At 39.6% G+C, this 21678-nt stretch carries 21 protein-coding genes; 8 read left to right on the forward strand and 13 right to left on the reverse strand.

What is annotated here, in order from left to right; all coding sequences use genetic code 11:
• The first annotated feature begins 3 nt into the window (after positions 1-3).
• The gene (locus NMS_RS13380; protein WP_052476672.1) at positions 4-1827 is read left to right on the forward strand and encodes a PAS domain-containing sensor histidine kinase; all 1824 of its coding nucleotides are present in this window, start codon (positions 4-6) and stop codon (positions 1825-1827) included.
• Positions 1828-1829: 2 nt separating this feature from the next.
• On the forward strand, positions 1830-2222 hold the full coding sequence (locus tag NMS_RS03055; RefSeq protein ID WP_052476674.1) for a response regulator: 393 nt from the start codon (positions 1830-1832) through the stop codon (positions 2220-2222).
• A 3-nt stretch (positions 2223-2225) separates the two neighbouring features.
• Here the strand turns inward: NMS_RS03055 and recJ are convergent, their stop codons facing one another.
• Positions 2226-3920 (reverse strand): single-stranded-DNA-specific exonuclease RecJ, encoded by a 1695-nt coding sequence (gene recJ / locus NMS_RS03060; protein ID WP_041495340.1) that lies wholly within the window; start codon positions 3918-3920, stop codon positions 2226-2228.
• Between the two features lie 139 nt (positions 3921-4059).
• Between recJ and NMS_RS03065 the strand changes: the two genes are divergently transcribed.
• Positions 4060-4650: a carboxymuconolactone decarboxylase family protein gene (locus NMS_RS03065; RefSeq protein ID WP_041495342.1), complete on the forward strand. Its 591-nt coding sequence runs from the start codon at positions 4060-4062 to the stop codon at positions 4648-4650.
• Here the strand turns inward: NMS_RS03065 and NMS_RS03070 are convergent.
• Positions 4647-5435: a hypothetical protein gene (locus tag NMS_RS03070; RefSeq protein ID WP_041495343.1), complete on the reverse strand. Its 789-nt coding sequence runs from the start codon at positions 5433-5435 to the stop codon at positions 4647-4649. The genes NMS_RS03065 and NMS_RS03070 overlap by 4 nt on opposite strands.
• A gap of 165 nt (positions 5436-5600) precedes the next feature.
• Here NMS_RS03070 and recQ point away from each other — a divergent pair, with 165 nt between their 5' ends.
• The 3 genes from recQ to NMS_RS03085 all read left to right on the forward strand — a co-directional run bounded on the left by recQ (position 5601) and on the right by NMS_RS03085 (position 8552).
• Positions 5601-7769 (forward strand): DNA helicase RecQ, encoded by a 2169-nt coding sequence (gene recQ, locus NMS_RS03075; protein WP_041495345.1) that lies wholly within the window; start codon positions 5601-5603, stop codon positions 7767-7769.
• Complete coding sequence (locus NMS_RS03080; protein WP_041495346.1) at positions 7766-8248, forward strand: RNA methyltransferase; 483 nt, start codon at positions 7766-7768, stop codon at positions 8246-8248. The genes recQ and NMS_RS03080 overlap by 4 nt, the downstream gene beginning before the upstream one ends.
• 109 nt (positions 8249-8357) lie before the next feature.
• Positions 8358-8552: a cold-shock protein gene (locus NMS_RS03085; protein WP_041495349.1), complete on the forward strand. Its 195-nt coding sequence runs from the start codon at positions 8358-8360 to the stop codon at positions 8550-8552.
• 59 nt (positions 8553-8611) lie between these two features.
• Here the strand turns inward: NMS_RS03085 and NMS_RS03090 are convergent, their stop codons facing one another.
• The 4 genes from NMS_RS03090 to NMS_RS03105 form a co-directional block, all read right to left on the reverse strand.
• Positions 8612-8806: a hypothetical protein gene (locus NMS_RS03090; protein ID WP_041495350.1), complete on the reverse strand. Its 195-nt coding sequence runs from the start codon at positions 8804-8806 to the stop codon at positions 8612-8614.
• On the reverse strand, positions 8807-10918 hold the full coding sequence (gene feoB / locus NMS_RS03095; protein ID WP_041495351.1) for a ferrous iron transport protein B: 2112 nt from the start codon (positions 10916-10918) through the stop codon (positions 8807-8809).
• Positions 10911-11141, reverse strand: a complete 231-nt coding sequence (locus tag NMS_RS03100; RefSeq protein WP_041495352.1) for a FeoA family protein — start codon at positions 11139-11141, stop codon at positions 10911-10913. Before NMS_RS03100 ends, feoB begins: the two co-directional genes overlap by 8 nt.
• Before the next feature lie 105 nt (positions 11142-11246).
• Positions 11247-12770, reverse strand: coding sequence for a GH3 auxin-responsive promoter family protein (locus NMS_RS03105; protein ID WP_041495353.1), 1524 nt, complete (start codon positions 12768-12770; stop codon positions 11247-11249).
• 64 nt (positions 12771-12834) lie between these two features.
• Here NMS_RS03105 and NMS_RS03110 point away from each other — a divergent pair, with 64 nt between their 5' ends.
• Entirely contained in the window at positions 12835-13629 is a 795-nt protein-coding gene (locus NMS_RS03110; RefSeq protein WP_041495355.1) for a DUF2797 domain-containing protein, read from the forward strand.
• Here NMS_RS03110 and NMS_RS03115 read toward each other — a convergent pair whose 3' ends face one another.
• The 5 genes from NMS_RS03115 to NMS_RS03135 form a co-directional block, all read right to left on the reverse strand.
• Positions 13630-14172 (reverse strand): hypothetical protein, encoded by a 543-nt coding sequence (locus NMS_RS03115; RefSeq protein WP_148311324.1) that lies wholly within the window; start codon positions 14170-14172, stop codon positions 13630-13632.
• 113 nt (positions 14173-14285) lie between these two features.
• The gene (locus NMS_RS03120; RefSeq protein ID WP_052476676.1) at positions 14286-14822 is read right to left on the reverse strand and encodes a TPM domain-containing protein; all 537 of its coding nucleotides are present in this window, start codon (positions 14820-14822) and stop codon (positions 14286-14288) included.
• Between the two features lie 42 nt (positions 14823-14864).
• Entirely contained in the window at positions 14865-15356 is a 492-nt protein-coding gene (locus tag NMS_RS13385; RefSeq protein WP_052476678.1) for a hypothetical protein, read from the reverse strand.
• A 73-nt stretch (positions 15357-15429) separates the two neighbouring features.
• Positions 15430-18108, reverse strand: coding sequence for an AsmA-like C-terminal region-containing protein (locus NMS_RS03130; RefSeq protein WP_041495357.1), 2679 nt, complete (start codon positions 18106-18108; stop codon positions 15430-15432).
• A 14-nt stretch (positions 18109-18122) separates the two neighbouring features.
• On the reverse strand, positions 18123-18821 hold the full coding sequence (locus NMS_RS03135) for a queuosine precursor transporter (RefSeq protein ID WP_041495358.1): 699 nt from the start codon (positions 18819-18821) through the stop codon (positions 18123-18125).
• Between the two features lie 63 nt (positions 18822-18884).
• Here NMS_RS03135 and folK point away from each other — a divergent pair, with 63 nt between their 5' ends.
• Positions 18885-20054: a 2-amino-4-hydroxy-6-hydroxymethyldihydropteridine diphosphokinase gene (gene folK, locus NMS_RS03140; protein ID WP_041495359.1), complete on the forward strand. Its 1170-nt coding sequence runs from the start codon at positions 18885-18887 to the stop codon at positions 20052-20054.
• On the opposite strand, the gene NMS_RS03145 is transcribed toward folK, so the two are convergent.
• Together NMS_RS03145 and NMS_RS03150 are read right to left on the reverse strand one after the other, a co-directional pair.
• Positions 20038-20583, reverse strand: coding sequence for an RNA methyltransferase (locus NMS_RS03145; RefSeq protein ID WP_041495360.1), 546 nt, complete (start codon positions 20581-20583; stop codon positions 20038-20040). The two genes, folK and NMS_RS03145, sit on opposite strands and share 17 nt — an antisense overlap.
• A gap of 11 nt (positions 20584-20594) precedes the next feature.
• Positions 20595-21596 (reverse strand): PorP/SprF family type IX secretion system membrane protein, encoded by a 1002-nt coding sequence (locus NMS_RS03150; protein ID WP_041495361.1) that lies wholly within the window; start codon positions 21594-21596, stop codon positions 20595-20597.
• Between the last annotated feature and the right edge of the window lie 82 nt (positions 21597-21678).

Genomic DNA, 21678 nt, shown 5'->3' on the forward strand with positions numbered 1-21678 from the left:
ACGGTGGTTAAAATTGACAAGTACAGTGCTATACGGCAGGCTCCAGTGGCCATTGCTTACTTAGATAAAAACTTGAACTATGTAGCTCACTCTAGTAAGTGGTGTGCGGACTATAAGCTACCTCATAAAGATCTAACCGGAATGAACCATTATGATCTTTTCCCTGAAATAGGTCAAGAATGGCGAGATAAGCATCAACAAGTTCTTAAGGGAAGCTATGAATCCAATCCTGCAGAATTATTTGTGCGCCATGATGGAACTGAGCAATGGATCAAATGGAGTGTAGGGCCTACTTATGATGACGACGGGAACATCAACGGTATGGTCATGAGTAGTGAGGATATCACAGAAACCATGGAGATCAAAATGAAAATTGATCGAGAACACCAACTACTGCTTGATGCATCAAATAAAGCCAAAATAGGTTCATGGGAAATGAATTACTTGACTAATGAATTGTACTGGTCTGATGTGACTAAAATGATTCATGAAGTTGACATGGATTACGTTCCAGATGTATCTACAGGTATTGAATTTTACAAGCCTGGATATAATCAAAAAAAGATCACAAAACTTTTCACAGACTCAAACGCTACTGGCAACTCCTATGATGTAGAACTGCAAATTATTACTGCTAAAGGCAACGAACGCTGGGTAAGAAGCGTCATTAAGGCAGATATGGAGCACGGCAAATGCATACGTCAATACGGGACTTTTGAAGATATCACGGAGCGGGTATTAATTAATCTAAAATATAAACAAGCCGTTAAAAGATTTCATGACGGTTTTCAAGCATCTGGAGTGGGAATGCTGGTGATAGATCCGCTTACTCTAAAAATCAAAGATTCTAATCCTAGTATTTCAAAAATGCTTGATCTAGATAAGTCTAATCTAGTGAAAACCTCTCTTGAAAATCATGTTAGAAAGGAAGATTTTCCTGGCCTATTTCAAGCTGTAGCTGATCTTTTAAGTGAGCAATCTAACCATCTGATCCTTGATCTAAATCTCAAAAAATCAACGGGTAGATATGTAAGTTGTTCTTTAATGGGAACCTTACTTGAAGATGAATATGGAAACCCAGTTGATCTAATCGTTCAAATTTTAGATGTTTCTGAGGTCAAGAAGAAGGAATTAGAACTTCAATCGTCCACTCAGCAAATAAAAAAGCAAAATGAGCGACTGCTCAATTTTGCACATATTGTTTCCCACAATTTAAGGTCTCATTCTAGCAATTTTGAAGTCTTACTTCAATTGTACGTTCAAGAAACCCTAGAGGAGGATAAAGAGAATATTATAAAATTATTAAAGGCTTCAAGCTCTCAATTATCTGAAACGATTAACCACCTTAATGATGTCGTTGCTGTAAACATTGAGAAAATTGAACTGACTCGAATGTTCCTCAAAGAAAACATCTTCAATGTTATGGAGAATATTTCTTCTGAAATCGCAAAACATGATATTAGTGTTGACGTGGATATAGACGATGATTTTATCATTGTTGCATCACCTGCATACATGGAGAGCATCATTTTGAATTTGCTTACAAACAGCATCAAATACCGTAAAAAAGACGTTCCGGCTCATATTAGAATAAGTGCCTTCAAGCATAAAAATAAATGCCGCATAATTTTTGAAGACAACGGTATTGGTATTGATATGAAGCAGCATGGTCATAAGGTATTCGGGATGTACAAAACATTCCACGGCAATAAAGACGCTCGCGGGATAGGTCTGTACATGACTAAAAATCAAGTAGAGGCTATGGGAGGAACTATTCGAGTCCAGAGTACAAAAGACGTGGGGACAATTTTCAAAATAACCTTGTAGTTATGAAGGTGAACTATGTTTGGATCATTGATGATGATGCTGTATACACTTTCACAGTTCGAAAATTACTAGAGCAATGTCAACTAGCTCATACTGTAAAAGATTTTAAAAATGGGCAACTAGCTATCGATCAGCTGACTGAAATAAATTTTAATACACACCTCTATCCTGACATTATTCTACTGGACATCAACATGCCGGTCCTAAACGGGTGGCAGTTCATGAATGAATTTGTAAAGTTTGTTGACAAAAATGCCATAACAGTTTATATGGTGAGTTCTTCCATAGACCCTAGAGATCGAGAAAGAGCCATGCAATATGAGGAGATTGAGGATTTCGTAATCAAGCCTTTGACTATAAAATGTTTAAGAGATCTTCTGAGCGTATCTATTTAACTTCTACTGAATATCTCTCAATCTTAATTGGATTTTTGAAACTCCTTGCCAGGTATTCTTATCTAGGGAATAGGCAATTTTTAAAAGTTTCTTTTGTTGCAATTCTTCCCATTTACTTCCCTTATTAAAACCGATCGCATCGTAGCTCGTTATACCTTGATCCTGGCTCAAACAGAGCTTTAAGTGTTCTCCTCCACTCCCTACCTTTTTACCATACCCAGTATCTGTAACTTTTTCAGTCAAGAATACAGGAGTCATATTTTTAGGACCGAATGGCGCCATCTGCTGTAAGATTCTATAAAATTTACCGTTTATAGAGCCTAAGGGCAATCGACAGTCAATGGATATTTCCTCTGTCCGCTGCTGGTTTTGAATGGTAGCACAAACCACCTCTTCAAATCTATTTTTAAAAGCTTCAAAATTCTCAGCCCTTAAGGTAAGTCCCGCAGCATACATGTGTCCGCCGAATTGTTCTATAAATTCAGAACATTGCTCTAGCGCATCGTATACATCGAAACCTTTAACGCTACGCGCACTTGCGGCTAGAAAATCACCACTTTTAGTAAACACCAGTGTAGGGCGGTAATACGTTTCCATAAGTCTTGAAGCAACAATACCTATTACGCCTTTATGCCAGGATGGGTCAAAAACAATAGTACTGTATCGATCTTGAGCTCCTGTATCAAGTATTTGCTGTAATGCAGCTTGAGTGATGTATCTATCGGTTTCTTTGCGATCGATATTGAATTGTTCAATTTCCTTAGCATAGACAACAGCTTTATCCACATCAGTTTCAGTGAGCAACTGGACCGCATGCAAACCGTGCTTCATTCTTCCGGCCGCATTGATTCTAGGAGCGATGGTGAACACAACATCTGTAGAGGTCAGCTTATCTTTTTTATCAAGCTGTGATATAATTGCTTGAAATCCTGCTCTAGGACTAGTGTTGATCACATGCAGTCCATGATAGGTCAAGATTCTATTCTCTCCAGTCATGGGAACGATATCTGCTCCTATGGCAGTAGCTACCAGATCCAAATAAGGAATTAGTATTTGAAAATCCCAATTGTTTGTTATGGTAATCGCCTGGCACAACTTGAACCCTACACCACATCCACAAAGTTCATCATATGGGTAAGTGCAATCTTCCCGTTTCGGGTCAAGAATTGCCACAGCGTCTGGTAGGTTTTTTCCAGGCCTGTGGTGATCACAGACTATAAAATCAACGCCTTTTTCTTTTGCGTAAGCGATCTTATCCACCGCTTTCACTCCGCAATCTAATGCGATTATTAATGTGAACTCATTGTCGTGTGCATAGTCAATACCTTGATAACTCACCCCATAACCTTCCTCATAACGGTCTGGAATATAGGTAGCTACATTAGGATAATACGACTGTAAAAAAGAGGAAACTAACGCAACACTGGTAGTTCCATCCACATCATAATCACCAAATACTAAGATGTTTTCCTTTTGCGCCACTGCTTTAGCAATACGGTCAACCGCTAATTGCATATCCTTCATTAAGAACGGGTCATGCAGTTCATCTAACGAGGGTCTAAAAAATGATTTCGCTTTCGCGAAAGTGTCCACCCCTCGCTGCACTAACAAACCAGCCAAGACTAAATCGATATCAAGCTCTTGCGCTAGTTTAGCTTGCAAAATAGGATCAGGAATTGGTTTAAGAGTCCAGCGCAAATTTGTAGGATTAAGACAGCAAATATAGGATCATTTTGAAGTCGTGCTATACATAATAGTGCGGTTGGAATTTAAAGGCGGTGGATGGCTATGACCTACTAAGTGTTTTTGGCTACCTTTCCGTTTCAAATCCCAAATTATGCCATTAGTAACACCATTGCATGCAGATCATGATGCTGAAACTCAAGAATTATCAGAATTCTTCAATGAGACCTTAGGTTTTTGCCCTAACTCTGTATTGACCATGCAGCGCAGGCCAGCTATTTCCAAGGCATTTATCAACTTGAATAAAGCAGTCATGGCAAATGAAGGTCGAGTGACGAGTGCCTTAAAACGAATGATTGCGTGGGTTTCTAGTAACGCTACAGGATGTCGTTATTGCCAGGCACATGCGATCAGGGCAGCAGAACGGTATGGGGCAGAACAAGAACAGTTGGACAATATTTGGGAATACCGCACTCATCCCGCTTTTTCAGAGGCTGAACGCGCAGCGCTAGACTTCTCACTAGCGGCGAGCCAAGTTCCTAACGCTGTAGATAGCAAAATTCAAGAACGCTTGAAAAAGTATTGGGACGAAGGAGAAATTGTAGAAATGCTGGGCGTGATATCCCTATTTGGTTATTTGAATAGGTGGAACGATAGCATGGGAACTACATTAGAGAATGATGCTATTGATAGTGGAAATCAATACCTAGGAAAACATGGTTTTGAAGTAGGGAAGCATATTTAGTTGACTTTATCGAGCTTGATGCGTTTTAGCTGCCCAGCCTCATCGTACTCTACGATAAAGGAATCATTTTCAATAAACCCAATACCTGTAAAAGAAGCGCTGGTAACTAAATAAACTCCAGCAGCAGATTTGCGTCCAGAACCTACTTTAGCACCAAAGCGGTAAAGTTCAAAATTAGATTTTGATTCGTCAAATTTCAACGCATACGCTGCGTCTGATTTTTCTTGATAATCGTATACTTCCTGTTCTGAAACATCAATGTTAGTTGTTTCTTCCTTCGCCACAATAACCTTAGGCTCATTGACTTTAGTTTCCACAACATCAGCCGTCCTAGTAATAACATTCGGCTCTTTTACATATGGTCCTTCGTATGCATAACTGAGTTCTTCAAAAGACTGGAAAGCTTCTCGAACCGCGCTGAAGTATGCCTTCTCATAGTTTTTTTGAGTTCCTCGTGCTTCTTTAGTAGTAAAAAGGATTTCTCCATCACAATTTTCTAGGTGTGCATAGATGTCCGACCAAAAGACACCCGACTTAAAAACTTTTAAGTTTAACGAATTACAAACACCTAGGTTTAGGTCTTTTGGCAATACCTCGTTGTCTCTGTAGGTTTCAAAGCCATACTTTTGAAGTTCAAACTCCATTAATTCATTCAGTCGGTACTCATTTGCACTGGATTGAAACTCATATTCATTGTCGACAATTATATATTTATAATTATTGACCGATTGCGCTTTCGCGAAAGCGAAACTTATCAATAATATAGCAACGAGAAGATTTTTCATAACCCAGATAAAATGTAAATATAGTTAATTAACCACCACGGGATTCCTTACTAAAAACACAGTGAAGGCAGCTGTATTGCTTCACTTATCATGCAATTCTTATACCGTTTGTGTAACTTTAGCCATTACAAAAACACCTCCACGCCACACACATAAATTAGAAGGATGACAAAATTAGAGCTGCTTAAAAAACACTTCGGGTACGATAGCTTCCGGCCGTTGCAGGAAGAAATAATTGACAATGTTTTAAACGGTAGGGAGTTGATGGTAGTCATGCCTACAGGCGGTGGGAAATCCATGTGTTTTCAATTGCCCGCATTGATGCTAGAGGGAGTTACCTTAGTTATTTCTCCCCTGATTGCGTTGATGAAAGATCAAGTAGACGCCCTGAATGCTAACGGTATTCCTGCAGGCTTTTTTAACAGTTCCCAAGAATCGGGAGATCAACAAGAAGTCCTTTCCCGTTTACAAGACGGTAGTTTGAAATTATTGTATGTAGCACCAGAAAGCATCTCGTTATTACAAAACCATCTTTCCAGCATCAGCGTTTCCTTGATCGCAGTGGATGAGGCGCATTGTATTTCTACCTGGGGACACGATTTTCGGCCAGCTTATACGCAATTGGCTTATTTAAAGAATTCATTTAGTGATGCAAACCTCATCGCACTTACCGCTACAGCTGATCGTGCGACTAGGTCTGACATAAAAAAACAATTAGCGATCAGCGAGGCGAAAGAATTTGTTGCGTCTTTTGACCGGCCTAATATTATGCTGTCGGTGCGGCCTGGAAATAACCGAATTGCCCAAGTGCGGCAATTTCTCAAGAATTACAAAGACGAGTCTGGCATTATCTATTGTTTGAGCCGCAAGAGCTGCGAGAGCCTTGCAGATAAGTTGAAGGATTATGGATATTCAGTCGCGGCCTACCATGCTGGATTGGAAAATCGCTTTCGCGAAAGCGTACAAGAACAATTTATAAAGGACGAGATCAAGATCGTGGTGGCAACCATCGCATTTGGGATGGGAATTGACAAGTCTAACGTGCGATTTGTGATTCACTACAACATGCCTAAAAATATTGAGGGTTACTATCAAGAAATAGGTCGTGCTGGTAGGGATGGACTCGAGTCTCAAGCACTGCTTTTTCACAGTTATGCAGACGTGATACAGCTGCGCAAATTTGCAGAGGGAAGTGGTAATGGTGAGGTACAAATTGCCAAGCTAGAACGTATGAAGCAATTTGCTGAAGCACTTACGTGCCGCAGACGCATGCTGCTGTCGTACTTCAACGAATACCTAGCGGAAGATTGCAATAATTGTGATGTATGCCTCAATAAGCCAGACTTTTTTGACGCTACTTTGCAGGCTCAAATGGCGCTGAGCGCCGTGTATCGCATGCGGGAACAGTGTTCCATGAACTTATTGATTGATGTGCTGCGTGGTGCGAGCAACGCTGGAGTGATGGAAAGTGGTTTCCAAGCCATAAAAACCTATGGTGCTGGTAAGGATATATCCTGGAATAACTGGCAACAATATATCATTCAAATGATCAATCAAGGCTTGTTAGAAATAGCATTTCACGAGCAAAATCACTTAAAACTGACGCCCCAATCTCAAGAAGTGCTCTTTGAAGATCGCAAAGTAGCCCTCGCTGTCATTCCTAAACCAGAAGAACTGTCTGCAAAACAAGCCAAAGCCACGGCAGTAGAATTACCAACGGAAGTCAACCGCCAACTTTACGATGCTCTCAAACAACTACGAACAAATCTAGCGCGCAAGGAAAGCATAGCGCCTTACATGGTATTTAGCGATGCTACCCTTAAAGATATTGCGAGTCGCATACCTCAAGATGATAATCAATTTGCAGATATTACCGGTGTGGGAACTCATAAACATGATAAATATGCTTTTGATTTTTTGAAGTTGACGGAAGATTTTAAAGACGCGAGAACTTCTGATTTTGTCTATCGCATGGATGCACCTAAGAAAAAGACCCGGAAAAAAGCCAAATCTAGTGGCTTGACAGATACCGTCATGAATAGTGTAGAATTATACTGGAGCGGAAAATCAATAGAGGAAATAGCCACAGATCGCGGCCTTAAAGCAGATACTATTTTATCTCACATAGGCAAGAGATATGCCTCCCATAGAGACGTAGAGGTAGATGGATTATTAGAAGGTGTGGATCTTGAAATGCTAGAAAAAATGCTCCCTAATTATAAAAAGGAAGGCTCCATGAAACCTGTTTTTGAGCATTTTAATGGCAAGGTTGGCTATGGAAAATTGAATTTAGGAATGGCTGTCGTTGAAGCTCGTTTAGCTACTGCCTTATGATAATTGATAATTTAGAAGCGGGCTATTTCGGGATTGGGATTGAAAATGGAAAAACTCCAGAGAATCTGGGTGTTTTGTGGCGTAGCGCTCAAAATCTGGGAGCTAGTTTTATTTTTACTATAGGAAATAGGTATGCGAAACAGTCCAGCGATACCCATAATGCCGTTAGTTCCTTACCTTATTTTCACTATAAAACCTTTGCTGACTTTTTTGCACATCTGCCGAAGGGAGCCATGCTAGTAGGCGTAGAGTTAACTGGGGATGCTCAATTGCTGGCTGACTTTCAACACCCTCGTAATTGCGTTTACTTATTAGGGGCAGAGGATAATGGTCTGAGCAAAAAAGCCATTGAAAAATCCCATCAACTCATCAAATTTGAAACGCCTAAAAGTCTTAATGTATCTGTTGCTGGAAGTATTGTGATGTACGACAGGAGTGTAAAAGGTGCTAGTATTTACATAGACGGAAAGCCCAAATAGGCTCTTGCACAGCTTGTTAATACTGAAAAATTGAAATAAATTTAGTTATTAACAATTGGAATAAAATAATCCTAATATATTTGTAGCTTAATTATTACAACTTATTACAATGAAACAAGGTACCGTAAAATTTTTCAATGAGTCAAAAGGTTTTGGCTTTATCGTTGAAGATGGAACAAATCAAGACTGCTTCGTGCATGTAACTGGACTAATCGATGAGGTTAGAGAAGGAGACAAAGTAGAGTATGAAGAAAAAGAAGGAAAAAAAGGAATGAACGCTGTTAACGTAAGAGTCGTTCAGTAATCTAATTTATATTTCTAGATCTAAAGAGCCCGTTCGATTGAACGGGCTTTTTTTTGGACTTAATGACAACCGCAATCTCCATCACCACAGTCTCCAGACTTATATTTTTTAGGGAAAAGTTGTTTTCTAAACAGCCATAGCACAGCACCTGACACAGCAAGACCTAATAAGATATATTGAAATATGATCATGGTTGTTCCGCTTTCGCGAAAGCGTGCAAGAATCAAGCCTAATACAAGTCCATAAAAATTCATTTACTTAAGTATTTGAAAGGCACCTAATGCGGCGAAATAAGCAATTAGCGTCATGGCGGCAAATTGAATTGCTGGCCATTTCCAGCTCACTGTCTCGCGTTTCACAATCGCGAGGGTACTCATACACTGCATTGCAAATGCATAAAATAACAACAGTGATATCCCACTAGCAAAATTAAATAATGGACCTCCCAGAATAGGGTTCGTCTCTGCTTGCATTCGGTTTTTGATAGTTTCCTCTTCAGCATTTTCAACGCTATAAATAGTTGCTAGTGTCCCCACAAATACCTCGCGTGCTGCAAATGAGCTTACAATTGCGATACCAATTTTCCAATCGTAACCTAATGGGCGTACCGCTGGTTCAATTCCTTTACCTATGTATCCTATAAAACTATGCTCCAGTTTGTGAGAGGCAATTTTTTGTTGCAATGCTTTGTCTGAAAGGTTTTGACTGGCATATTTTTCCGTCACTATTTGCTCTGCTTTAGTGAATTGGTCGCCCAATCCATAACTCGCCAAAATCCACAATACGATACTGATCGCCATTATTATTTTTCCTGCACCCAGCACAAAACTCTTGGTTTTTTCAACAACGGTGATTCCTACATTTTTAAACATCGGCAGTTTATACGCTGGCATTTCCATCACAAAAAAGCTCTTGCGTTTAATGGGCAAAATCTTGTTCAACACCCAGGCTGAGAAAATAGCAGCCCCAAAACCTAATAAATAAAGTAGCATCAAGGTTAATCCTTGAAGGTTGAAAATCCACCAAATGTCTCGATCAGGAATCACAAGAGCAATGATGATTAAATACACAGGAAGCCTAGCAGAACATGTTGTAAATGGAACCACTAGAATGGTGATCAACCGCTCTTTCCAATCCTCAATATTGCGGGTAGCCATAACTGCTGGTATCGCACAAGCGGTTCCAGAAACTAAAGGCACAACGCTTTTACCGCTTAACCCAAACTTTTTCATTATGTGATCCATCAGGAACACCACACGACTCATATACCCACTCTCTTCTAACAGCGCAATAAAGAAAAATAAGAAGGCTATTTGAGGTATAAAAATGACAATACCACCTAAACCAGGTATGATACCTTCTGCTAATAAGCTGGTAAAAGGACCAGCTGGTAAGCTTTCAGCCGTTATGGCACTGAAAGAAGCAAACAGCTCGTCAATCCAATCCATAGGATAGGAGGACCAATCGTAAATCGCTTGAAATATCAATAATAGTATCAAGAAGAAAATAAGATAGCCCCAGACTTTATGAAGAAGTATGCGATCCAGCTTGCTGCGCAAGTCTTTTGCGTGAGACGTGTCGACATGAAGTACTTTCTTAAGCAACCCATTGATGAATTGATACCTCACCACCGTTTCTTTATGTTGCAGTCGCTTAAGATCTTCCTCTGACTTGATATCAAAAGAACTGGTTTTCAGTTTCTCGTAATCTCGATCTCGTTCCACTTTCCCAAAGTTTACATCTTGAGTAATCACCAGCCATAACTTATATAAAAGCTGGTGTGGGTAGGCTTTTTTCAATCGGGCAAAATACTCAGGATCTATAACGCTGGCATTAACACAAGGTTGAGTGTTCAATGTTTTGTATTGAGTAATCGCGTCCTTAAGGTCGTTTATTCCCTGATTTTTGCGAGCACTGACTAGGACAACTTTAGTGTTTAATTCTGCTTCCATCAATTCGATGTCGAGCGTAATGGCTTTGCGCTGCATGCGATCTGCCATGTTTATGGCAAGAATAGTTGGAATCTCAAGGTCCTTTATTTGAGTAAAGAGAAGTAAGTTGCGCTTGATATTTTCTATATCACTTACTACTACCGCTACATCAGGGAAATCTCTAGAATTACGATTGAGCAAAGTTTCTACTACCACACTTTCATCAAGTGATGAAGTATTTAAACTGTAAGTTCCTGGCAGGTCGAGAATATGAGCTTTTAAGCCACGGTCAAGCTTACAAACCCCTTCTTTCTTCTCGACAGTGATACCTGGATAGTTGCCTACTTTCTGATTCAATCCTGTCAACCTGTTGAATAAGGAAGTTTTACCTGTGTTAGGGTTTCCAATAAGAGAAACGTTGATCGATCTAGACATAAGGATCCACGTTTATTTTACAAGCGGTTTCCCTTCTTATGGCAAGATGTGTACCATTTATATTTAAATAAATAGGGTCTTGGAACGGAGCACTTTGCATCATGGTCACTAGATTTCCAGGCAAGCAGCCCATTTCTAATAATTTTAATGGCACATCAGTTTCCTTAAAACTTTTGATGATGGCGATTTCTCCACGCTTTAGATGTGCTATCGTTTTTTCCAATTCTTATTTAGAATAAATTTGAATAAGCAAAAGTACGCTCCAACTTAGGAATAGGAAAATTATAGCCGTTAAATCTATGCACGAATTGACTTCAGCTAAGGATTATCAACCTAAGGTGTTATGAATAATTAGAAGCTCCTCTAGGTAATCTCTACTGTTAGATAATCTAGGAATTTTGTGCTGACCGCCTAATTTATTTTTTGACTTCAACCAGAGGTAAAACACATTGCCTTTTGCAAAATGGATCAAAGGTTCTTTTAGAGTGGTATTGTTATTTCTTTTGGCAGCATAATCGCTGTTCACAGCTTGTAGATTTTCATCGAGTAAGAGTTTAAATTCTTCTGCATTAGAGGGTACTTCTTCAAACTCGATGATCCATTCATGAGCTCCTTTTTCCTTGCCTTCCATAAATATAGGCGCGACTGTATAGTCTTTAATGATGCAAGGAATCTTTTGAACGGTTTGCTTTAATGCAGATTCAGCATTTTCAATGATCAATTCTTCACCAAAGACGTTGATGTGATGCTTTGTACGACCAGTTACTTTAATACGATATGGGGAGGTGCTGGTAAAGCGTACTGTGTCACCTATTTTGTAACGCCATAAACCAGCATTAGTAGTGATCACAATCGCATAATTTTCACCCACCGCTACTTGCTCCAGCGGGATCACTTGTTGGAACTCCGTTCCATAATGACTCATGGGTATAAACTCATAGAAAATTCCATAATCTAGCATGAGCAGTAAGTCCTTACTATCGTTCCTATCTTGAATGGCAAAAAAGCCCTCACTTGCATTATAGGTTTCATAATATTTGATATCAGCATCAGGAAGCAACCGGCGGAAAGGCTCTTGATAGGGTTCAAAACTCACCCCACCATGGAAAAACACTTCCATGTCTGGCCATACTTCTAGGATGTTTTGTTTTCCTGTAGTTTCTAATACATTATTAAGCAAAACCATCATCCAGGAAGGAACACCAGCAAGACTGGTTACTTTTTCATCTATAGTTTCTCGAACAATGGCGGGCATTTTTTTCTCCCAGTTGTCCATCAATGCCACCTCATTGCCTGGAGTAGAACTATAATCAGCCCAGAAAGGCATGTTGTCAATTAAAATCGAGCTCAAATCTCCAGCTGAAGTTCCTGAGGATTTATCCAATTTCTTACTGCCACCTAGACGCAAACCTTTCCCAGTAAATAGTTGGGAGTCTGGATTGTTATTAAGGTACATGCACAGCAAATCCTTAGCAGCTGCATAATGACAGTCTTGCAACGATTGTTGACTTACTGGAATGAATTTACTCCTAGCACTAGTTGTACCGCTAGACATGGCAAAATACTTGACCTCCTCTGGCCAGAAAATATTGCTCTCACCATTCCTTGAACGATCAATATCCAGCTTCACATCTTCATATTGAGAAAGAGGTACCTGATCCTGGAATCGCTTATAGCTTGTTATAGAGCTGAATCCATACTTTTTACCCACCTCTGTATTTTTGGCCTGATCCACCAGCTCCATCAATAAATTATTCTGAAGCTCCTGTGGGTGTTTCATAAATAATTCCATATCGTGAATGCGTTTCTTGAGAAACCACGACACTACAGAATTGATCAAAGGAATAGCCACGCTCTAGTCAGATTAAGGTATTTTTGGAGCAATATAGCTACATTTTCGCACAAAAATTATAAAAATGGTTCTAAGCGGTACGATACGTAAAATGCAAACAGAACTCAAGGATACCGTACAATACTACCTTGTTTTTAAAGATCAATTTATACACGTCAACCAGCTGCTGGATCATCAGTTAAGTATCAAGCATGTAGCAAATGAATGTCTTAATTGTGCATTGGATAAAAAAATATGGCGTCAAGGTTTTTGTTACGATTGTTTTTCTAACATACCGCAAGCCGGCGACTGGATCATGAAGCCAGAATTAAGTCGGGCACATCTGGATGAAGAAGATCGAGATCTAGAATATGAGAAAAAAGTGCAGCTCAAACCACATATGGTATATCTGGCAAACTCCAGCAACATTAAGGTAGGCGTGACTCGCAAAACTCAAATCCCTACCCGCTGGATAGATCAAGGTGCTCATGAGGCTATCGCCATACTCGAGGCTCCTAACCGCTATCTGGCTGGGATAACTGAGATTGCCTTAAAAGAAAAAGTTGCTGATAAAACCAACTGGAGAAAAATGCTGACTAATAGCATTGAAGATGTGGATTTATTACGCTTTCGCGAAAGCGTGCTCGACCTCATCCCACAGGAAGCCCAAGAATTTATTCTTCCTGTTAGAGAAGAGACTCACATCAATTTTCCAGTGCTCCAATATCCAAAAAAAGTAACCAGCGTCAACTTGGCTAAAGCACCAGAACACACTGGAAAACTAGTAGGTATCAAAGGGCAATACTTCATTTTTGAAGATGGAACCGTCATGAATGTACGCAGTCATGAAGGTTTTGTGGTGGATCTTAAAGTAGATTGATTATTCTACGGTAAATGTAAAGTCACGATCAGGACTGCTTTGCTTAAGAAATGACGTCAAATCAATTCTGGTGTCAGTAATCGATGCGTCTAGTTGATAGAATATGGGCATTTTAGCAAGGTTACTGGATCTCACTTCATAAGTTCCTGCCGTGTCAAGTTTAATTCCCATGCGATTAGTAAATCCACTAGAAGTCTTCTCATAGAAAAAAGTTACAAATTCCTCATAGACCCCAGCATCTCCAACAAGTTGGTTGCTTGTCAATAAAACTGGCTCGAAACCTCCGACGTCATTAAGCTTGTAAAGCGAAATTACACTTCCAATCTGCGAGGCTTCTAGTTGGATTTCTTCAAGATCAATTGGTTTTCCAGAAGCACTGGTTAACAGAAATGGTATGTTAGTTTCAAAGTATAAAATATCTCCAACACTATAATTTGTCTGGACGTTAGTCACAGTCGTAATGTTTGAAGTTTCAACTCTCAGATAGGTACTGTCTTCATACCCATCGTCGCCACACCCGCACATCCATGCGCACAACAACATACTACCTATTGCAATTCTGGTAATTATGGGGGGGGGGGGGTATCATAACTGTTGTGTTTCAATCTAGATGTAAAAACTCAAAAATGGTTGCGTCTTCCATCAAAACTGCTAGATTATTTCCATTGGTCTGCCAAAGCATTCAAACCCCTATTGATTCCTTCATAGTAGTTGCCGTTTTTAAATTCGGGAAGCATGATGGTATTGATAATATTTTGACAGATCTCGTCAGTAAGTATTTTTTCAGTTCCCAGTCCAGTAGAGATTCGAACTTCTCGTAATGTTGTACTGAGAACAATTGAAAGACCATCATTTTTATCTCTATCGCCTATTCCCCATTCATTGGATAAATCCACTGCAAAATTTTTGATATCGTTGTAAGGTGCGATATTCTCGACCGTAACTACTACGATGATCCTACCAGTTCTCAATTGGTACTCATCTAGCTTTCTTTCCAACTTTTGAGCTTGTTCCTGAGTGAAAACGCCCTCAAAGTCTGACACAAAACCTGACGCTTCTGGGAATTTATTGGTTTTGGCTTTTGTAGTATTTTCTATTTGAGAAATCGACTCGTTTTTTGCAGTCGTGGTTGATTGAGCTTTACAGGAACTTATACCTGCAATTACAAATAGAAAGATGATTGTATAATTCATTTACGGATCAAGGTTATTCCTTGCTATAAAGATTTTGTAGCATCAATTCCAACTTGTGGGATTAGATGTGTTTTTAGAAATAGTAATCGAATATTCCCATCCGTCCTTTGTCTTATACCCTTTGAAAATATTCATACCTGTAATTCCTGCATAAATTATCGCTATACTTCCTCCAAGGATTGGAATCCCTACGATTGGAGCAAAACCCGTGAGAGCAATACCAACGAGACCACTTACCGTTCCAACAAAAACAAACGCAGTACTTTGGAGGGCCATAAATAATTTTGGGTGCGCTTTTATTTTTTTGAGATCTGTGAGTGCTAAAGTTAAGGAATCAATGCTGATAGAGTCGGCACTAACGGCAGTCCACCTACCATTGTATCTTTCACCATCGTTTGTCACTACTCGAATACTTCGATTTTCCTGAAATTCCCTGATTTCGCTACTTGACGAATTTGTAGCAGTCAAAACCGCGTCTTGCGCACTAATAAGGTTACATAAAAACAAGAGTGCTAGTAAAAGAAGATATTTCATCAGAAAAGATATAGGCTTTAGTAGATCAAAATATAAGGGTATTTCAATCAATGATAATAAATTTCTCTAATCTCTAACTTTTCGTCGTGTCCTTCTTTTTGTTCAACAACCCGTTTAAAATATTTCGGGCTGTTTCTTTGACTGGTTCTTTTGGAACAGGCTGTTTGGTAACGGAATCCACAGGTTGTTTCACTGCTGCAGTATCATTGACTGTTGGCTTATTCCCTTTGATGATATCCTTAATTCCACCCAGCGGGTTTTTACCTGTGGTAATGTCTTGAATAGCTCCACCTAACGCATCCTGCCCTTTTTCTTTCAATCGTTGCTTTTGGATTTCAACAATTTGGTTGGTCAAATTTGTTACTGCTGCTTCTAGATTTACTTGAACATTAGGCTTAGCAAATGAACCGCTGAATCTTACAGGAACTGGAACAGTCAGATTTTCTATATCGCTTGCCTGCAGTTGAGACAATAAAGAAGCTCCTTCTTTACCTAAGTATTTTGCTGGAACATTTAGATCCATAGTGTAATCCATTTCATTAGTTAGACTATGCCTTCCGCTAGCGGTTACAACAATGTCTTTTATCTTAAAATCGAATGGGCTTACTTGAACCGCACCATCTTGAAATTTAAGTTTGGTTTTCAAATCACTCAAGTCGATATCTTTTAAGCTGATGAAAGATAATTGCTGATCCAGTCTATCTAAAAGTGGTGCTGCGCCAGTTTTAATATCGCGAGTAAGCAACTCCGCAAGGGCGTTACCATTGATACTGGTTAAAATAGGCGACAAGTCATTAGACAAATCCCCCTTGATTTGAATGTCTGTATTTATTTTTCCCTGTAAGGCTTGTAAAATAGGAACGTATTTCTGGAACATCTCAAACCCATTGAAGGCTTGGGCAATGTCCAGATTATCCATGTTTAAATTCATATTGAATACCGGTTGCGCTCCTTTAGTACTCACCATACCTGCAAGTCCTATCGCACCACCGAAAATATCGCTACGCACATCGCTCATCGTTAAAGTCTCATCACGCACTGCTGCTATCCCTTGAACATTTTTAAGGGTTAAACCATCGTAACGCACTTCTTTGAGGTTGAAGTCCAGATTAGCATCTAGAAATGCTGGGATTTTCACGGCTTCCTTAGTAGATGCCGTAGTGGTTTGATTGCTTGATGCAACTTCAGTAGTCTCTTCCATAAAGTCAGAGACATCAAAACTGTTAGAATTCAATTTGAAGTTTCCTTTCAAGCCTTGATCTTTCATCAAGAAACCTATCAAGTTATTGATCGTACCACTCGCTTTAATATCAGTATTTCCAGTGATCGCGTCAAAATCATCCAATCTAATGGTGGACTGATTCAAGTCTATGGCGGCTCTACGTATTAAAAAAGGGTTTTCGAACGCATCACCTATATATTTAAAGTCTGTTAGTGTCGCTATCCCCCTTGTGTTTACTCGCTCATAACGCTCTTTCTCGATACTTTCCATATCAAACTGCGCAGCCATGTCTAAGGCTAGACGTCCCCCTAAGTCAATATCTTCTGGCATCGGAAAAGATTGAGAAAGGTTATCAAGGTCTAGATTCCCTTTAACATTCATATCCACCTTCATATTACTAGTCAATGCGGTCACCATGGCACGACCTTCTAATCTATCGCTACCTATGTTGAAAGATGTATTTGCAATATTCAAGTAAGTGTCATCCACTTTACCTGTTTTGTTCACTAGTTGGGCATCGATAAATATGTTTGTTACTTTTTGAGGTAAGTCAGGGTACTGAAAGGAAGCATTGTTTGACTTTACATTAATGTCCATCGTCGGAATTAAATTATCAGATACTTGACCTTTAATTTCTCCATTTACCACAAAATCTCCTGTTGTAGTAATCCCATCCAGATTAGATCTGTAGGTTTCTGGAATTAACGCAAAGAAATTTTTAAAGTCTGAAGAAGGTGCAAAAAATGTAAGATCTACCATGGTATAGTCTTCTTCTAGATCAATGTAACCTTGCAACTCTAGCTCCAGAGCATTGACTAGAGCTTTGTTATCTTTCAAGGTATACTTTTGGTTTTCAAGATCCATCAAGATATCAGCGTCCAGTTGGACATTTTGACCCGATAGGTATTCAATGTTGTCGAGGCTGTAGATCACTTTGGCACTTGTTTCTGTATCCAGCGTACTTGTTGTCAAGGAAAAGTCACCGTTTCCACTGTGTTGAATATCAGTAAGAATCAACAAATTTTTTGTGGTCACGTCCTCATAGGAAAGTTCTGAGTTGTTGATCTCGTAGTGCTGCAGCGCAAGATTAAATCCAGATGTAGTGTCTTGCGGTTGTTTTTCCGCTTTCGCGGAAGCGATATCCCAGTTGGAAATATTGTTCTCATCCACTTTTAACCTTGAAACGGCTCCATCCACAATCAACTCATTAATGCGAATGGGCTCACTAGCGTCATTGAATACATCAAATAGCGGCATGTCAACGTAGGTCTCCTGTGCATAAAACAAGGTGTCGCCTGCAAATGGCGCCTTATTAATGATGGATAGATCTGCAATATTCAATCGCGCATCTGGGAAGGCTTTTATGAAGCTCAAGTCAACCTCACCAAATTCAATTTCAGCATCCAGCGACTGGTTCAATTTGTCCTTGACCACCTGGGCGATTTGATCTTGAAATACAAATGGTGCAGCTATCACAACCACCACGAGCAGTAAAACTACTATACCTAATATTTTGAAAAATTTCTTCATAGTCATTTGATCTTTTAGTCAATTTGAATTTCTTGGCCTTGTTCTAAGTGAAACAGCCTTTTGAAAATGTATACTCCTGCATAGAGCGATGGGGTGTCTAGTAATGCTACCAGGACTTTAAAAAGAAACCCTGCACCTAACAGCGGCCAAAATTTATCCCAAGGTAATATACCTGCATAACAGAGCAATAATAATACCGACATCGTATCTACAAATTGTGAAAAGAAGGTGCTCAAGTTATTGCGCAGCCACAGCATTTTCCCTTTAGTGACCCGCTTCCAGAAATGATAAATCTGTATATCAACAAACTGCGCAAACAAATAGGCCATCATGCTAGAAATTACAGCGAGAGTGGTCGCTCCAAATACAGAGTTAAAGACGTCATTTTGTATCGCACTTTCAGGTATTGCTGGTACGATATCTGCCAAATAAATAATCCCTAAACTAAAGATGGAAGCAAAAATACCCGCAAGTACTAAGTCATTAGCTTTGCGCCTGCCATAAATCTCACTGACTAAATCTGTTATTAAGAAAGTAATAGGATAAGGCAATAAACCCACCGATATTTCAAAGCGGAACCAACCAAAAGGATTCCAGAAAAAAAACTTTTGAAATATCAAATTTGAGACTACCAGCGAACATATGAATAAAGCAGCCAGCACGAGATAAATACGGTGTGCGAGTCGTAATTCCTTGCCTTTGAGCTGTTTCATATTACCACAAAAGTACCACAGCAGTTGGCTATAATTCCTTAATTTGCTGCAAAAGTAATTGCCATCACCTCATCACATAACCATAAGATTTTCATTGCTTTAGGAAGTAACCTAGGCGATAGGTTTGAGAACCTATGCAATGCTGTTGATCTTATTGAGCAAAAATTAGGCTTAATTATAAAAGTGGCACCAGTTTATGAAGTTCCAGCGATGGGCTTTACTGGGAATGATTTTTTAAACAGTGCTTTACTAGTACATTCTGCTAAAAGTCCTATGGAAACCTTAGAAATTCTACAAGGAATAGAAAGTTCCATGGGTAGAAAACCGAAGGTTGGAGCAACTTATGAAAACAGAGTCATTGACTTAGACATTTTATTGTTTGATGATATCATAGTGAACGAGGCAGGTCTGGTGATCCCTCATCCCCACATGCAGGATCGCGACTTTGTAATGAAGCCCTTAAACGCAATTGCTAGAGATGTGATACATCCTAAATTCCAGAAGTCCATTGAGGCTTTGACTTTTTCTAAGGAATTGACAGACATGGTAGATCAAAGCGGCATATCGCTTTCCCAGAATGCCTCCAGCTTCCAAACCCAATTGAACCAATTTCCCCTCGATCAATTGAATTTCATAGCGATTGAAGGCAACATAGGATCTGGCAAAACCAGTCTAGCCCTTAAGATTAGTGAAGATTTTAATGGGAAATGTGTTTTGGAGCGTTTTGCAGACAACCCGTTTTTGCCATTATTCTACGAGGACAAGGAACGATATAGCTTCCCGTTAGAGATGTCCTTTCTCGCTGATCGCTACCAGCAATTGAGTGATGACGTCGCACAGCATGATCTATTCACGAATTTTACTGTAGCTGATTACTATGTTATCAAATCACTCATCTTTAGTAAAATCACCCTGCAAGCGGAAGAATATGCGCTTTACAAACGCTTGTTCAACATGATGTATAAAGAGTTGGTGAAGCCAGACCTATACATCTACTTATATCAGACGGAAGAGCGATTGCTAGAGAACATCAAAAAACGTGGTCGAGACTATGAGCAAAACATAGAAGCAGATTATCTCGCTCAGATCCAACAAGGTTATGCGGAATTCATCCGCTCTCAGAAAGACTTAAACATCAAAGTGATTGATGTAACTGATCTTGATTTTGTAAATAATCAAGAAGATTACCTCAACGTACTAAAGCAAATTGCAGCGGCTATCGCAGCGGACTGATTTTATAGAAAATATCGTAAATCACGATCCCTGCACAAACGGCGATGTTTAAACTGTGTTTAGTCCCATATTGATCCAATTCAATCACAGTATCACAAGCATCAACAACCGCCTGCTGAACACCTTTTACTTCGTTTCCTAGAACTATCGCAACTTTAGAATTTTTATCTGGGCTGTAGTGAAATAAATTTTGAGAACGCTCGGCCTGTTCAATGGCACAGGTTTGATATCCTGCAGCATTCAGTTGTTGAACTACTTCTAGAGTATCTTCAACATATTCCCAGGCGACAGATTCTGTCGCGCCTAAAGCTGTTTTACGAATTTCCCGGTGAGGCGGCTGTGCGGTGATTCCGCATAGATAGATTTTTTCCACACGATAAGCATCGGCACTACGGAAAACGCTCCCGACATTATTCAAACTGCGAACGTTGTCTAGAACGATGATGAGTGGGGTTTTTTCGCTTTCGCGAAAGCGAACTGGCGACAACCGTTCTAACTCGTCATTGAGAAGTTTTCTTGTTTCAGACAAATGAAATGCGCTTATAGATTTACCGCTGGGCAGTTACAGCTCCAACGATCTTTAGTACAAAGGAAATCGATCCCTAAAGTAATCTGGTGAAAGCCACCGCTGGCAAATTGTACATCGCCAAATTGCTGGCTATAGGTGTAACCGACGGTGAAGTTGTTGATTTTAGCTCCTAGAAACGGAGACAATAAGGATAAGTTTTGCTGTTGAACATCAGCTCCATTTTGGAATTCTGCCCCTTCAAAACTTTGTCTGTAGGAAGCTCCCATATAAAGAACTGTGGTTTCATTGAGGTCGTAAAAAGCTTTGGCATTCACATCTACAAATTGCTCTTTAGTTCTATTGGTTCGCTGGTAAAGTACGGAAGGTTCAAACTGCCAGTCTGATCCTTTTGGAGCAATTAAATAACCTGCGTTAGCAATCAAGCGCAGTTGGTCTGTACTCTCAAAACCTTCAGAGTATATTTCTCTATTTTGAAAAATCGCATTCTTGACGGTAGCGTGAAGGAAAAAGTCTTTGTACAAATAGGAAGCACCAATATCAATGTTGAAATAAGAGTCGCTCACTAGAACCCCTGTAATGATTGGGTCAAAATTGGTACGGTCAAAACTAGTTTCATCTAGACGACTTTGTACCATCCCAACGTTCATCCCAAAGGATACTCGATTCAAATCTTCATAACCACCACCCACTTGTAAGTGGTACGCATAGGATAAATAAGCTCCTGTTTGTGAATGATATCCATTTTTATCGTTGAAGACGATTGCCCCTATACCGCTGTTCTGCCCAACGCCTGTATTGAAACTAAGGGTTTGTAAGTTAGGAGCATCCTGTTGATCGAACCACTGTTGTCTTGCCGTTGCGCGCACTTTGCCACAATTAGCAGCACCTGCCATAGATGGGTGCAACAGGTACAAGTTGTCCATTAAGTAATCCTGATATACTGGAATTCCTTCTTGAGCGGTACTAAGTTGTACTGAGGCGAAAAGAATTATGAGTAGTAAAAAATGCTTCATTTATAAGTGGTCTAAGGCTTTAACGTGCTGATTATCGAAATGTTTTATCCGTAAACCAGTATTCTAATGAATCGCCGATTCA

Source organism: Nonlabens marinus S1-08 (genome assembly GCF_000831385.1).
Taxonomy (GTDB): Bacteria; Bacteroidota; Bacteroidia; order Flavobacteriales; family Flavobacteriaceae; genus Nonlabens; species Nonlabens marinus.

Bases quoted from the DNA above. Each gene is read 5' to 3' on its own strand.
- NMS_RS03055 (WP_052476674.1), top strand. From the start codon at position 1,830: ATGAAGGTGAACTATGTTTGGATCATTGATGATGATGCTGTATACACT.
- NMS_RS03065 (WP_041495342.1), top strand. From the start codon at position 4,060: ATGCCATTAGTAACACCATTGCATGCAGATCATGATGCTGAAACTCAA.
- NMS_RS03070 (WP_041495343.1), bottom strand. From the start codon at position 5,435: ATGAAAAATCTTCTCGTTGCTATATTATTGATAAGTTTCGCTTTCGCG.
- recQ (WP_041495345.1), top strand. From the start codon at position 5,601: ATGACAAAATTAGAGCTGCTTAAAAAACACTTCGGGTACGATAGCTTC.
- NMS_RS03080 (WP_041495346.1), top strand. From the start codon at position 7,766: ATGATAATTGATAATTTAGAAGCGGGCTATTTCGGGATTGGGATTGAA.
- NMS_RS03085 (WP_041495349.1), top strand. From the start codon at position 8,358: ATGAAACAAGGTACCGTAAAATTTTTCAATGAGTCAAAAGGTTTTGGC.
- NMS_RS03090 (WP_041495350.1), bottom strand. From the start codon at position 8,806: ATGAATTTTTATGGACTTGTATTAGGCTTGATTCTTGCACGCTTTCGC.
- feoB (WP_041495351.1), bottom strand. From the start codon at position 10,918: ATGTCTAGATCGATCAACGTTTCTCTTATTGGAAACCCTAACACAGGT.
- NMS_RS03110 (WP_041495355.1), top strand. From the start codon at position 12,835: ATGGTTCTAAGCGGTACGATACGTAAAATGCAAACAGAACTCAAGGAT.
- NMS_RS03115 (WP_148311324.1), bottom strand. From the start codon at position 14,172: ATGTTGTTGTGCGCATGGATGTGCGGGTGTGGCGACGATGGGTATGAA.
- NMS_RS03120 (WP_052476676.1), bottom strand. From the start codon at position 14,822: ATGAATTATACAATCATCTTTCTATTTGTAATTGCAGGTATAAGTTCC.
- NMS_RS13385 (WP_052476678.1), bottom strand. From the start codon at position 15,356: ATGAAATATCTTCTTTTACTAGCACTCTTGTTTTTATGTAACCTTATT.
- NMS_RS03130 (WP_041495357.1), bottom strand. From the start codon at position 18,108: ATGAAGAAATTTTTCAAAATATTAGGTATAGTAGTTTTACTGCTCGTG.
- NMS_RS03135 (WP_041495358.1), bottom strand. From the start codon at position 18,821: ATGAAACAGCTCAAAGGCAAGGAATTACGACTCGCACACCGTATTTAT.
- NMS_RS03150 (WP_041495361.1), bottom strand. From the start codon at position 21,596: ATGAAGCATTTTTTACTACTCATAATTCTTTTCGCCTCAGTACAACTT.